Below are 13,879 nucleotides of genomic sequence, written 5' to 3'. Positions count from 1 at the left end.
GATACGGGTGGTTCTGCATCGCTTCGGAGAATCGTCGCGCTTGTTCGTCGTTGTCGCTTAATGCGGGAAATGGGCGACGAGGCAGGCGCGACGAGGGGAGCGGCACGTGGGCGGAACCACTCTGGCCGAACGGGCCGGAAGGTCCGGACGGGCCGAACCGGCGGACGGCGCGGCATCGACCGGCCCTGAACCGGCCGATGCCCCGCCGCCCGGCGCGGACGGCCCGTCCGGTTCGGCCACCGGCATTCCGCCGGCCGACCTGACCCCGCGCAGAGTGCGGCTGGTCTTCCTCGGCCTGATGCTCACACTGCTGCTCGCCGCCCTCGACCAGATGATCGTGGCGACCGCCCTCCCGAAGATCGTCGGAGAGCTGCACGGCCTGGAGAAGATGTCCTGGGCCGTCACCGCCTACCTGCTCGCGTCGACCATCGGCCTGCCGATCTACGGCAAGCTCGGCGACCTCTTCGGCCGCAAGCGGGTCTTCCAGTTCGCGATCATCGTCTTCGTCATCGGCTCCGCGCTGGCCGGCTGGTCGCGCACCATGGACCAGCTGATCGCCTTCCGCGCGGTTCAGGGCGTCGGCGGCGGCGGGCTCATGATCGGTGTGCAGGCGATCATGGCGGACATCGTCCCGCCCCGCGAACGCGGCCGCTACATGGGCCTGATCGGCGCCGCCTACGGGGTCGCGTCCGTCGCCGGACCGCTGCTCGGCGGCTTCTTCACCGACCACACCTCATGGCGCTGGTGCTTCTACATCAACGTGCCGTTCGGCCTGTTCACCCTCGCCCTCATCACCGTCGTGCTGCGGCTGCCCCGCCCCACGATCCGGCCCCGCCTCGACGTGCTGGGAGCGCTGCTGCTCGCGGCCGGCTCCACCTGTCTGGTGCTGCTGACCAGTTGGGGCGGCACCACCTACGCGTGGCGCTCGGAGATGATCGTCGGACTCGGCGCGGGCGCCGTCGTCAGCGCCGTGCTCTTCGTCCTGACCGAACACTTCGCGGCCGAACCCGTCATCCCGCTGCGGCTGTTCCGTGACGGCATCTTCAACGTCACCGCGCTGGTCGGCGCGGTCGTCGGCGTCGCGCTCTTCGGCGCCGCCAGCTATCTGCCGACCTTCCTGCAGATGGTCGACGGCGCCAGCGCCACCGGCTCCGGGCTGCTGATGCTCCCGATGATGCTCGGCGTCGTCCTCGCCTCCGTCGCCTCCGGCCAGCTGATCAGCAGGACCGGCCGCTACAAGATCTTCCCGCGGCTCGGCGGCGCGCTCTCCGCGCTCGGCATGTGGCTGCTGTCCCTGCTGGACGCGGGCACCTCCCGGGTCGAGTACAGCGCCTTCATGGCGGTGCTCGGCCTCGGTATCGGACTCGTGCTGCCGGTCCTGGTGCTCGCCGTGCAGAACTCGGTGCGGCCGGCCGACATCGGCGCCGCCACCAGCGCCAACAACTACTTCCGGCAGATCGGTGGATCCGTCGGCGCGGCCGTCTTCGGCACGCTCTTCGCCAACCGGCTGGCCGACCAGCTCGCCGTCGAACTCCCGCGCGGCGCGCACCTGCCGGACCCCCAGTCGATCACCCCGCAGCTGGTGCACACGCTGCCCGCCGCACTGCGCGACGGCTACGTCCAGGCGTACGCCGCAGCCATGCCGCGGATCTTCCTGTACCTGGTGCCGGTGCTCGTCCTCGGCTTCCTGCTCGCATTCCTCCTGAAGGAGAAACCCCTGGTGACCCAGCATGGTCCCGTCTCCGATCCCGCCGTCCCCCCGGCCAGGACGGCCGCCGGCCGGACCGCCGACGCCGGGGGAGTCCCGGTCTGCGGCACCGTGCAGCACTCCGACGGCACCTCGGTGGGCCGGGCCGCGCTCACCCTGATCGACGTCACCGGCCGGCAGATCGGCCGCGGCGCGACCGGTGAGGACGGACGGTACGCGCTGAGCACCCCCGGCACCGGCAGCTATGTACTGATCGCGGCGGCGGGCGGCCATCAGCCGCAGGCCGTCAGCGTGACGGTCGGCGACCGGCCGGTCGAGCTGGACGTGGTGCTCGGCGGCGCCGGCCGGCTGGCCGGCACGGTGCACACCTCGGACGGCACCCCGGTCCGCGACGCCATCGTGACGCTCACCGACGTACGCGGTGATGTCGTCTCCAGCACCCGCAGCGCCCGCGAGGGCAGCTACGTGCTGACCGATCTGGTGGCGGGCGAGTACACGCTGGCCGCCAGCGCTCCCGCCTACCGCCCCGCCGCGCTGCCGGTCTCGGTGCAGGCGGCCCGTGAGACCCGGCAGGACGTCGAACTGGCCGGTGGCGCGGTGCTGCGCGGCACGGTGCGGGCGCCCGGTGGCCGGGTGGTCGAGGACGCCCGGGTCACCCTGCTCGACGCGGCGGGCAACGTGGTGGACTCGGTGACGACGGGGGCCGACGGTCTCTTCCGCTTCGTCGATCTGGCGGCCGGCGAGTACACCGTGATCGCCGCCGGGTACCCGCCGGTGGCCACCGTCCTGCAGGTCGCGGGCGGCGGGCGCACCGAACGCGATCTGCAGCTGGGGCACGAGGACTGACTCGCGCTGACGGAGGGGCTGACGGGGCGCGCGGATGATGCGGAACTCCCTCGGCGTCCGGGCGCGGCGAGGGAGGTGTGCGCCGGGCGGCGCCGGGGTCAGTCCTTCTTGCAGGGCGTCCCGCGGGACAGGGCGTAGCGCCCGCCTATCCGATACGTGCCCGGCGCCGGCGCGTACAGCCGCGTCCAGTCGCCGGCCTGCTCCAGACAGCCGTGATCGGAGTCCGTGGCTCCCGCTATCGCCAGCCACGGCGACCACGGGATGCGCAGCAGCACCGGACCCGCCGTCGGGACGTCGACGACCAGCTCGGCCGGTCCGGCCTGGCGGACGATCGACGGCGGGTCGGCCATCGGCTCGGCCCCGGTCACGCTGTACAGCCGCCAGTGGTCGTCCTGCCAGACCGGCTGCAGCCAGGCGTGCCCGGCCGCGACGATCTTCGCCTCGGCGACGGCCGCGCCGTCCGGTTCGTCCGACGGCAGGACCACGTATCCGACGCCCCAGCGCTGCAGCCACGCCAGATAGGTGGCCGGGGTGAGGGTGCCGTCGTAGAAGAGCGGATTGCGCTCGACGTCCGCCTGCCGGTTCCAGCCGCGGGCGAGGTTGACGTGCGGGGCTATCCCCGACGCCTCCCAGTGCGAGCGCAGCGGAACGACCTCGACCCGGCCCCGGTCGGCCCCGACCCGGGCCAGTTCGTCGATGAGCCCCTGGGCGTGCTCGATGGTCGCGGTCACCGGCGCGGTGTTGACCAGGTCGGTGACGGGCTTGGCGACCTGCCAGACCGCGACGGCGGTGAACGCCGCGAAGATGACGAGGGTCTTACGGCCCCGGTCGGTGCGCCCGACCGCGGCCGCGAGCAGCGCGGTGCCGCCGAAGAGCAGCGAGAGCCGCTCGACATTGCTGCCGATCGGCGACGGTATCGCCCAGGTCAGCACTATGCCCGCGGCGTAGACCCACGATCCGGTCCGCAGGGTGCTCCAGGAGCGCGGTACCAGGAGCGCCACCAGCACGGCGGCGGCCAGCGGCAGCGCGGCGAAGTACCAGGTGAACGGCTGCACCCCGTAGAAGGGGAACAGCAGCGAGGTGCCGCCGACCACGATCGGCGGGCTCGCGGCCAGGATGTACGCGTGCTTGCGCCGCCCGGTGAGGAACAGGGCGCCCGCCAGGACCTCGATGAAGAGCCCGGCCACCGGGCTGCACATGGTGGCCAGCCCGCCCAGCGCGGAGGCTCCGACGATGCGCGAGGTCCGCTGGTCGTCGTCGGGGAGGACCAGGGCGGCGGCGGCCAGTGCGAAGAGCATGCCGAGCGCGAAGGTCACCCGGCCCGACGCCACGTCGCACCAGAGCGCGAAGGCCGTCCACAGCGCGGGCAGCATCGGCCGCCGTATCCGGTAGCGGACCAGCAGATACGCGGCGACGGTGGCGGAGAGCGTGCCCGCGATCACCGCGGTCGTACGGACCCCGAGCCACGCCATGATGTAGGGCGACAGGATGCTGTACGAAGCGGGGTGCATCCCGCCGTACCAGGAGAGGTTGTACGCGGAGTCCGGGTGCTCGCGGATGAAGTCCGTCCACGCGAACTGGGCGGCCATGTCCCCGGCGTCCTTGGCCAGGAACAGCGCCCACACGATGTGCAGCACCGCGGCGAACAGCGTCGCCGCCATCACCGGCCGGCGCGGATCGGCCAGTCGGAGAAAGGGCTTGGGACGCTTTGCGGCGGCCCAGCCCGCGGTCTCCCAGGTGGTCACGTTGTTCTCTTCCAGTCGCGGGTCCTACGTGCTCCGGCTTGGATCCCCACCCGGCCGGAGTCGAACTCGCACCACGGATCTGGAGTTCGAACAGAGAGGAAGGACGCTAGCACGTGCCCAGGGGGGCGCTCACGCGCGGGCGTGCGCCCGGATTCGGGCAATGCCCTTCGCGGCACCCTTACTCGGTCGTACGGTGGTACAGGTGCCGCAGATCTTGCACCGGGACGGGAGATCCCGGCCGGTCCAGTGAAGCGGCTCCGAGGGAAGGAGCCCACCCAGCCATGGACCGCCGCATTCCTCCGGGGCTGTCCGGACGGATCCCGCTTGCGGTGATCGTCGTGGACGGCGCGGGACTCGTATCGCACTGGAGCACCGGTGCGCGCAAACTCTTCGGCTGCTCCAAAGAAGAGGCCGTCGGTCGCCCGGCGGTGGATCTGCTCCCGGTCTCCGGCGCTCTGAACAGCGCGGTCGTGGACGAGGGCTGGCCGGACGACTTCGGCCCCGAGCTGGACGCCTCGCTCAGCGGAGGGACCTCGTACCCCACCGCCGGCCGGGCCCGGCTCTTCGACGACTGCCACGGCGGCGGCGCGGACCGGGAGGACGGGGCGGTGGACGTCCTGTGGTGGGCGTACCCGCTCGTCGGCCCGGGGCCCGAGCGGCTGCTCGTCCTGGCGGCCGACGCGACCCAGTTACGCTCCTCGCCGGATTCCGGGCCGGAAGAGGACTCGGCGGACGACGCGCAGGCGGCCCACGGGCCGGCCGGGGAATTCGAACGGATCGCGCCCGGCTTCGCGCTGCACACCGAGTTCTCCGGCGCCGACCAGCTCGCCAAGCGGCTGCCCGAGATCCTGCCGAGCATGAATCCGGTGGAGAGCGCCCGGATCGTCTCGCAGGTGCTGGAGCTCGGCTATCCGGTGCTGGAATTCAGCCAGCACGACCGGGTGCCGGTCACCCCCGACTGGGGAGTGCCCAGGCGCGACGAGCGCCGGGCCAGGCAGCGCGCCGCCGCGGCCGCCCAGCTCGACCCGCAGGCCGCGGCCTCGGCCGACCTGGCGCCCGACCTCGAGTACGCCGCGGTGCGCGAGCACCTCGAATTCCTCAACGAGGTCAGTGCCCGCATCGGCACCTCGCTGGATCTGGCCCGCACGATCCAGGAGGTCAGCGCGGCCGTGGTGCCGCGCTTCACCGATGTCGCCGGCTCGTATCTGCGCGAGCAGGTGCTCGCGGGTGAGGGCTTCCCCGACGGGCCGCCGGACGTCACCACCATGTGGTACCGGGTGGCCGTCGAGCACACCGACGAGCCGGGGCGCTGGGACGACGTGGTGCCGGTCGGCGAGTCGATGCCGTTCCCCGAGCACACCCCGTTCTTCCAGTGCATGACCAGCGGCCGGCCGGTGCTCGTACCGCGGATCTCCGAGCAGATGGGCAACGCGATCGCCGCGCAGTTCGAGAAGCGCGACATCAGCCCGCTGATCAACAACCGGTCGATGCTTGTGGTGCCGCTCAAGGCCCGCAACGTGGTGCTCGGCTTCATGATCCTGCTGCGCCACCAGGAGCGTCCGGTCTTCAACGACATGGACAAGGCCACGGGCGCGGAGTTCGCCGCCCGCGCCGGCCTCGTGCTGGACAACGCCAGGATGTACACGTACCAGGAGAATGTCGCCGACACCCTCCAGGACAGCATGCTGCCGCACATCACCCCGCGGATGCCGGGCTGCGACGTGGCCACCCGCTATCTGCCCGGGACCCGGCTGGGCCGGGTCGGCGGCGACTGGTTCGACACGATCAAGCTGGCCGGCTCGCGGCTGGCGCTCGTCGTCGGCGACGTCATGGGGCACGGGCTGAACTCGGCCGCGATGATGGGCCAGCTGCGCACCGCCGTCCAGACCATGGCGGCGATGGGCATGCCGCCCGCCCAGCTGCTGCGCAATCTCGACGATCTGGCGCAGCGCCTCGGCGAGCACTATCTGGCGACCTGCCTGTACGCGGTGTACGACCCGATCGAGTCCGAGCTGGTGATCTCCAACGCCGGACACATCCCGCCGGTCCTGGTGCGGGCGGCCGACGGGCGCAGCGAGCTGCTCGACGTGCCGACCGGCGCCCCGATCGGGGTGGGCGGCGTCCCGTTCGAGACGGTCACGGTGCCGGTCGCGCAGGGCGACCGGCTGGTGCTGTGCACCGACGGGCTGGTCGAGGTGCGCGGACAGGACATCGGCACCGGGCTGGCCGCGCTGTGCGAGAGCGCCGCGCACCCGGCGGCGTCGATGGACGACGCCTGCGACACGATCATCCGCGCGCTCAACCCGCGCGGCGGCCGCAAGGACGACGTCGCCCTGCTGATGGCGCGGTTGAACGGCATCCCGCGTTCGGACGTGGCGACGTGGCAGCTGGCCCGCCATCCGCGCGAGGCCGCGCACGCCCGCCGGCTGACCCGCGCGACGCTGCGCGACTGGGATCTGGAGGAGGTCTCCGAGACCGCGGAACTGCTGGTCGGCGAGATCGTCACCAACGCCATCCGGCACGCGGGCACCAGTGAGGTCGAGCTGCGCCTGGTGCGGGCCGACGCCCTGCTGTGCGAGGTCACGGACGACGACCACGCGGTCCCGGTCCTGCTGAACACGGGCCCCGAGGACGAGTACGGGCGGGGCATGCGGATCGTGAGCCGGCTGGCGCGGCAGTGGGGTACGAGCCGCACGGCGCAGGGCAAGACGGTCTGGTTCGAGCAGACGCTGCCGCGGTCGGCGTCGCGACGGCGGCGCTGAGGGGGCCGGCTGTTCGGCGCCTGGCCGCCGCGTCACCGCGTACCGAGTCACTGAGGTTTCGTCGGATCCTGGGGAGTCCCGAAATGAACGTGCCCGGCACCTACACACAGGCCTGGGAGAGCTTCTGGCGCGACGCGCCCGCCACGGCCGGGGCGGTCTTCTGGGACGCGGACGCGTCCCTCACCGCCGCCCTGCAGCTGCCGCTCTTGGAGCCGTACTTCGACGCCGGCCTGCCGGTCGTCGACGTCGGCTGCGGCAACGGCACCCAGACCCGGTACCTCGCGGAGCGCTACGACCGGGTGGTCGGGGTGGACCTGTCCGAGGCGGCGATCGGGCACGCGCGCCGCGCTGACCCGCACGGCGTCGCCGAGTACCAGCAGCTCAACGGCGCCGACGCGGCCACGACCCGCCGGCTGCACGCGGAGATCGGTGACGCGAACGTCTATATGCGGGGCGTCCTGCACCAGTGCGAACCGGCGGACCGGGCGCCGCTGGTCGAGGGCATCGCGACACTGCTCGGCGAGCGGGGGCGGGTGTTCGCGGTCGAGCTGGCCGCGGCCGCGAAGGGCATCCTGCTGGGTCTGGCCCAGGGACCAGGCGGCCCGCCGCCGAAGCTGGGGGCGGTCTTCGCGCACGGCCTCACCCCGGGCGAGGTGGCCGACGAGGCGGTTCCCGGCTACTTCCGGGCGGCAGGTCTGGAGCTGCTGGCCGGCGGCGGGCAGCCGCTGACGACGACGGAGTCCCGTACCGACGGCACGCGCATCGAGCTGCCGTCGCAATGGCTGGTGGCGGGCCGTGTCAGGTAGCGTCTGTCAGGGTTTGTAGAGGTCTAGACCACTGCAGTTATCCACAGCTCTGGCATGCGCTGCCCAAAACCGCGTAGCGTTGCCTCGCATGAAGATCCTCATCTCGGCCGACATGGAGGGCGCCACCGGCGTCACCTGGCCTGCCGATGTGTTGCCGGGAAGCGAGCAGTGGCAGCGCTGCCGCCATATGTTCACGTCCGACGTGAATGCCGCGATCGCCGGGTTCTTCGACGGCGGAGCCGACCAGGTCCTGGTGAACGAGGCGCACTGGACCATGCGCAACCTGCTGCTGGAGAAACTCGACGAGCGGGCCGAGATGCTCACCGGCCGCCACAAGGACCTGTCGATGGTCGAGGGCGTGCAGCACGGGGACGTGGACGGCATCGCGTTCGTCGGCTATCACACGGGCGCCGGGACCGAGGGCGTGCTCGCACACACCTATCTCGCCAACTCGATCACGGGCGTGTGGGCCAACGGTGAGCCGGCGAGCGAGGGGCGGCTGAACGCGCTGGTCGTCGCCGAGTACGGTGTGCCGGTGATCCTGGTGACCGGCGACGACCGTACCGGCGCCGACGCGCGCGGCTACGCGCCGCGGGCCCGCACGGTCGCGGTCAAGGACTACGTGTCGCGGTACGCGGCGGTCTGCCGGCCCCCGGCCAGGACCGCGGCCGACATCCGGGCCGCGGCGAAGGAGGCGGTGGCCCTCGCGGTGCGCCATGAGCCCGCGCAGGACGGACCGTTCCACATCGAGCTCGAGTTCGATGCCGTACACCTTGCCGGGGCCGCCACGGTGGTGCCCGGCGTGGCGCGGACCGGCGAACGCCGAGTCGGCTACACATCACCGACCATGTACGAGGGAATCCGCGCTTTCAAGGCGGTCACCACGCTCGTGTCGGCAGCGGTGGAGGAACAGTATGGCTGAGCAAGCGGTCTTCGAATCGGTCGGCCTGGGGGTGGACCAGCAGGCGCTGGACGAGGTGGTGCGCTTCACCTCCGAGCTGATCCGGATCGACACGACCAACCGCGGTGGCGGCGACGGCAACGAGCGGCCCGCCGCCGAATACGTCGCCGAGCTGCTGTCCGACGCCGGGATCGAGCCGATGATCCTGGAGTCCGCCCCCGGCCGTACCAATGTGGTGGCCCGTATCGAGGGCAGCGACCCCGGCGCCGACGCGCTGCTGGTCCACGGCCACCTGGACGTCGTTCCGGCCGAGCCCGCGGACTGGAGCGTGCACCCCTTCTCCGGCGAGATCCGCGACGGAGTGGTCTGGGGCCGCGGCGCGGTCGACATGAAGAACATGGACGCGATGGTGCTGGCCACGGTGCGGGCCATGGCCCGCACCGGCCGCCGTCCGGCCCGGGACCTTGTGCTCGCCTTCACCGCGGACGAGGAGGACAGCGCCGTGTTCGGCTCCGGCTTCCTCGCGGACCAGCACGCCGATCTCTTCGAGGGCTGTACCGAGGGCATCAGCGAATCGGGCGCCTTCACCTTCCACGCGGGCGGCGGCATGCGGCTGTACCCGGTGGCCGCCGGCGAGCGCGGCACCGCCTGGCTCCGGCTGACGGCGCACGGAAAGGCCGGACACGGCTCCAAGGTCAATCCGGCGAACGCGGTCAGCAGGCTGGCCGCGGCCATCGCGCGGATCGGTGAACACGACTGGCCGGTCCGGCTGACCGCCACCGTGCGCGCCTCGCTCACCGAACTCGCCGCGCTGCACGGCATCGAACCCGATCTGGACGATGTGGACGGGCTGCTCGGCAAGCTCGGCCCGGCCGCCGCGCTCGTCGAGCCGACGGTCCGCAACAGCGCCAACCCGACGATGCTGCAGGCCGGTTACAAGATCAACGTCATCCCCGGGACCTCGACCGCCTACGTGGACGGACGGATGCTGCCCGGTGGCGAGGCCGAGTTCACCGAGACCATGGACCAGCTCACCGGCCCGGACGTCGAGTGGGAGTTCCACCACCGCGAGGTGCCGCTCCAGGCTCCGGTGGACTCGCCGACGTACGCGGCGATGCGCGAGGCGCTGGAGCACTTCGACCCGGAGGCGCACGTCGTCCCGTACTGCATGTCGGGTGGCACGGACGCCAAGCAGTTCTCCCGGCTCGGCATCACCGGCTACGGCTTCTCTCCGCTGAAGCTGCCCCCGGGCTTCGACTACCAGGCGCTCTTCCACGGAGTGGACGAGCGTGTGCCGGTCGAGGCGCTGCACTTCGGCGTCCAGGTGCTCGACCGCTTTCTGACCTCCTCCTCAGGGAAGGCACCGGAATGACCCAGGACGTCCCGTACGGAGCCTGGCCGTCGCCGATCGGTGCGGCGACCGCCGCGTCGCACGACGGCAGCCCCGAATTCGCGGGCTTCGTCGGGGACGAGGTGTGGTGGACCGAGCCGCGCCCCGCCGAGGGCGGGCGCCGGGCGCTGGTCCGGCGGCTCGCGGACGGCAGCGAGCAGTGCCCGCTGCCCGCACCGTGGAACGTCCGCAGCCGCGTCATGGAGTACGGCGGCCGGCCGTGGGCCGGCACACCGGACGCGGACGGCCCGCTGATCGTCTTCGTGAACTTCGCCGACCAGCGCCTGTACGCGTACCGGCCGGGTGCGGAACCGCTGCCGCTGACGCCCGTCTCGGCGGTGGGCGACGGTCTGCGGTGGGTGGACCCGCAGATCCACCAGGACCGGGGCGAGGTCTGGTGCGTCCTGGAGGAGTTCACCGGCGCCGGGCCCTCCGACGTGCGGCGCGTCATCGCCGCCGTGCCGCTGGACGGGTCGGCCGCCGCCGACCGCGGTGCGGTGCGCGAACTGACCGACGGCGCCGACCGGTTCGTCACCGGCCCCCGGCTCTCACCGGACGGGCGGCAGGTCGTCTGGATCGCCTGGAACCACCCGCTGATGCCCTGGGACGGCACCGAGCTCAAGCTCGCGCAGGTCGGGGAGGACGGCGCCTTCACCGGCGCCCGCACCCTGATCGGCGGTCCCGAGGAATCGGTGGCACAGGCCGAATGGGCCGCGGACGGCACCCTGATCGCCGCCACGGACCGCACCGGCTGGTGGAATCTGCACCGCGTCGACCCCCGCACCGGCGAGGCCGTCAACCTCTGCCCGCGCCAGGAGGAGTTCGCCGGCCCGGTGTGGAAGCTCGGCTACCGCTGGTTCGCCCCCGTCGGCGAGGGCCTGCTCGCCGTTCTGCACGGCGTCGGAGCCCAGCGCCTCGCCATACTCGACCCGGCCACCGGCGAACTGGCCGATGTCCCGGGCCGCTGGACGGAATGGGCCGCGGGCCTCGCCACCTCCGGCACCCGGGTGCTCGACGTGGCCGCGAGCGCGCGCTCCTCGTTCGAGGTCGTCGAACTCGACACCAGCACCGGGCACACCCGCGTCATCGGCTGCGCGCACCAGGACACCGTCGACCCCGCGTTTCTGCCGGACCCCACCGCCCGGACCTTCACCGGACCCGGCGGCCGTGAAGTGCACGCGCAGGTGTACCCGCCGCACAACCCGGCGGCCGGCGCGCCGGCGGGCGACCTGCCGCCCTATGTGATCTGGGTGCACGGCGGCCCCACCAGCAGGGTCCCGATGGTGCTCGATGTGGAGATCGCCTACTTCACCTCGCGCGGCATCGGCGTCGCCGAGGTCAACTACGGCGGCTCCACCGGCTACGGCCGCGCCTACCGCGAGCGGCTCCGCGAACAGTGGGGCGTCGTGGACGTCGAGGACTGCGCCGCGGTCGCCCAGGCACTCGTCGACGAGGGCACCGCGGACGGGGCCCGGCTCGCGATCCGCGGCGGCAGCGCCGGCGGCTGGACCACCGGAGCCTCGCTCACCTCCACCGACCTGTACGCGTGCGGCGCCATCAGCTTCCCGATCCTGGACCTCACCGGCTGGTCGGCGAACGGTGAGACGCACGACTTCGAATCGCAGTACCTGGAGTCCCTCGTCGGCCCGCTCGCCGAGGTCCCCGACCGGTACCGCGAGCGCTCGCCGGTCAACGGCGCCGACCGCGTCACCGCACCGTTCCTGCTGTTGCAGGGACTGGACGACGTGATCTGTCCACCAGTCCAGTGCGAGCGCTTCCTGGAACGGATCGCCGGGCGCGGCATCCCGCACGCGTACCTCACCTTCGAGGGCGAGGGCCATGGCTTCCGCCGCGAGGACACGATCGTCGCCTGTCTGGAGGCCGAACTCTCGCTCTACGGGCAGGTCTTCGGCTTCGTGCCGCCCGGTGTGCCGAAGCTGGGTCTCACCAGATGACGGGGACCGTTCCGGAGCCGCTGCGCCGCGCGCACCGACTGGTGCCCGGCGACCGGGTCGCCGTCGTCGCCCCCAGCGGACCCGTTCCGCGGGAGCGGCTCGACGCCGGGCTCGACATCCTGCGCGGCTGGGGCCTCGACCCGGTCGTCGCGCCGCATGTCCTGGACCGGCACCCGGGCCTGGACTACCTGGCCGGCGCGGACCAGGACCGCGCCCGGGACCTCCAGCAGGCGTGGTGCGACCCCTCGGTGGCGGCGGTGCTCTGCGCGCGCGGCGGCTACGGCGTCCAGCGCATGGTCGACCTGCTGGACTGGAACGCGATGCGAGCCGTGGAGCCGAAGGCGTTCATCGGCTACAGCGACATCACCGTGCTGCACGAGGCGTTCGCCACCCGGCTCGGGCTCGCCACCGTGCACGGCCCCATGGCCGCGGCCGCCACCTTCCTCAAGGACGACCCCACCCAGGACCATCTGCGCCGCACCCTGATGGAGCCCCGGACCGTCCAGGTCCTCAGCTCGCCCGCCGCCCGGACCATGGTCCCCGGCCGGGCACGCGGCCGGACCCTCGGCGGTACCGTCTGCCTGCTCGCCGCGGAACTCGGCACCCCGGGGGCCCGGCCCGGCGCCGCCGGCGGGATCCTGCTCCTGGAGGACACCGGCGAGGAGCCGTACCGGCTGGACCGCTACCTCACCCAACTGCTGCGCTCCGGTTGGCTGGACGGCGTCGCCGGGATCGTCCTCGGCTCCTGGGCGGAGTGCGGCCCGTACGAAACCCTGCGCCCGCTGCTGCTCGACCGGCTCGGCGATCTGGGGGTGCCGGTCGTGGAGGAGCTGGGGTTCGGGCACTGCGACTCCGCGATCACCGTGCCCCTCGGCCTGCCCGCCGTCCTGGACGCCGACGCCCGCACTCTGACGATCGAGGTCCCGGCACTCCTTACGGACCGCTGACGTCCCGGCCGGGTCACGCCGTCAGGACCGGCCGGGACCGTAGCGTCGGAGCATGCTGACACTCGTCACCGGAGGCGCGGGCTTCATCGGCTCGCATATCGTGACCGCCCTCCTCGAAGCCGGACACGATGTGCGCGTCCTGGACGTCCTGCTCCCCGCCGCCCACGGCGACCGCGCCGAACCGCCCGTCCTCCCGGCCGGAGCCGACTGGCGGCGGGCCGACGTCCGGGACCGCGCGGCCGTCGAGGACGCGCTGCGCGGGGTGGACGCGGTGTGCCACCAGGCCGCCATGGTCGGACTCGGCAAGGACTTCGCCGACGCGCCCGACTACGTCAGCTGCAACGACCACGGCACGGCCGTGCTCCTCGCCGCCATGGCAGCGACCGGAGTGCGGTCCCTGGTCCTGGCCGGCTCCATGGTCGTCTACGGCGAGGGCCGGTACGCCTGCGCGCGGCACGGCGTCGTCCGCCCGGGACCGCGCCGGGTCGCCGATCTCGACGCGGGCCGCTTCGAACCGCCCTGCCCGCAGTGCGGCGATCCGCTCGCCCCCGGCCTCGTCACCGAGGACGCCCCCACCGACCCGCGCAATGTCTACGCCGCCACCAAGCTCGCCCAGGAACACCTGGCCGCCGCCTGGGCCCGCGCAGCCGACGGCCGCGCGGTGTCCCTGCGCTACCACAACGTCTACGGCCCCGGGATGCCGCGCGACACCCCGTACGCGGGCGTCGCCGCGCTCTTCCGCTCCGCCCTGGCACGCGGCGAGGCCCCCCGCGTCTTCGAGGACGGCGCCCAGCGGCGGGACTTCGTACACGTAAGGGA

At 72.6% G+C, this 13,879-nt stretch carries 9 protein-coding genes; 8 read left to right on the top strand and 1 reads right to left on the bottom strand.

What is annotated here, in order from left to right; all coding sequences use genetic code 11:
* Positions 1–106 precede the first annotated feature (106 nt).
* A complete protein-coding gene (locus O3W51_RS37730) occupies positions 107–2,554 on the top strand; it encodes an MFS transporter (RefSeq protein WP_138355537.1) in 2,448 nt (815 codons plus the stop codon).
* 98 nt (positions 2,555–2,652) lie between these two features.
* On the opposite strand, the gene O3W51_RS37725 is transcribed toward O3W51_RS37730, so the two are convergent.
* The gene (locus O3W51_RS37725; protein WP_244809501.1) at positions 2,653–4,299 is read right to left on the bottom strand and encodes an MFS transporter; all 1,647 of its coding nucleotides are present in this window, start codon (positions 4,297–4,299) and stop codon (positions 2,653–2,655) included.
* A gap of 281 nt (positions 4,300–4,580) precedes the next feature.
* Between O3W51_RS37725 and O3W51_RS37720 the strand changes: the two genes are divergently transcribed.
* The 7 genes from O3W51_RS37720 to O3W51_RS37690 form a co-directional block, all read left to right on the top strand.
* The gene (locus O3W51_RS37720; protein WP_138355536.1) at positions 4,581–7,061 is read left to right on the top strand and encodes an ATP-binding SpoIIE family protein phosphatase; all 2,481 of its coding nucleotides are present in this window, start codon (positions 4,581–4,583) and stop codon (positions 7,059–7,061) included.
* Between the two features lie 83 nt (positions 7,062–7,144).
* Positions 7,145–7,867 (top strand): class I SAM-dependent methyltransferase, encoded by a 723-nt coding sequence (locus O3W51_RS37715; protein WP_138355535.1) that lies wholly within the window; start codon positions 7,145–7,147, stop codon positions 7,865–7,867.
* A gap of 88 nt (positions 7,868–7,955) precedes the next feature.
* A complete protein-coding gene (locus O3W51_RS37710) occupies positions 7,956–8,789 on the top strand; it encodes a M55 family metallopeptidase (RefSeq protein WP_138355534.1) in 834 nt (277 codons plus the stop codon).
* Positions 8,782–10,140: a M20/M25/M40 family metallo-hydrolase gene (locus O3W51_RS37705; RefSeq protein ID WP_138355533.1), complete on the top strand. Its 1,359-nt coding sequence runs from the start codon at positions 8,782–8,784 to the stop codon at positions 10,138–10,140. Before O3W51_RS37710 ends, O3W51_RS37705 begins: the two co-directional genes overlap by 8 nt.
* Positions 10,137–12,113, top strand: a complete 1,977-nt coding sequence (locus O3W51_RS37700; protein WP_269288549.1) for a dipeptidyl-peptidase 5 — start codon at positions 10,137–10,139, stop codon at positions 12,111–12,113. The genes O3W51_RS37705 and O3W51_RS37700 overlap by 4 nt, the downstream gene beginning before the upstream one ends.
* Complete coding sequence (locus O3W51_RS37695; protein WP_138355531.1) at positions 12,110–13,060, top strand: S66 peptidase family protein; 951 nt, start codon at positions 12,110–12,112, stop codon at positions 13,058–13,060. Before O3W51_RS37700 ends, O3W51_RS37695 begins: the two co-directional genes overlap by 4 nt.
* Positions 13,061–13,112: 52 nt before the next feature.
* The coding region (locus O3W51_RS37690) for an NAD-dependent epimerase/dehydratase family protein (RefSeq protein ID WP_269288547.1) at positions 13,113–13,879 on the top strand (767 nt) is incomplete at its 3' end.

The organism is Streptomyces sp. H39-C1, from assembly GCF_027158125.1.
GTDB classification, from domain to species: Bacteria; Actinomycetota; Actinomycetes; order Streptomycetales; family Streptomycetaceae; genus Actinacidiphila; species Actinacidiphila fildesensis.
This window is presented reverse-complemented; position numbering and strand designations above follow the sequence as displayed.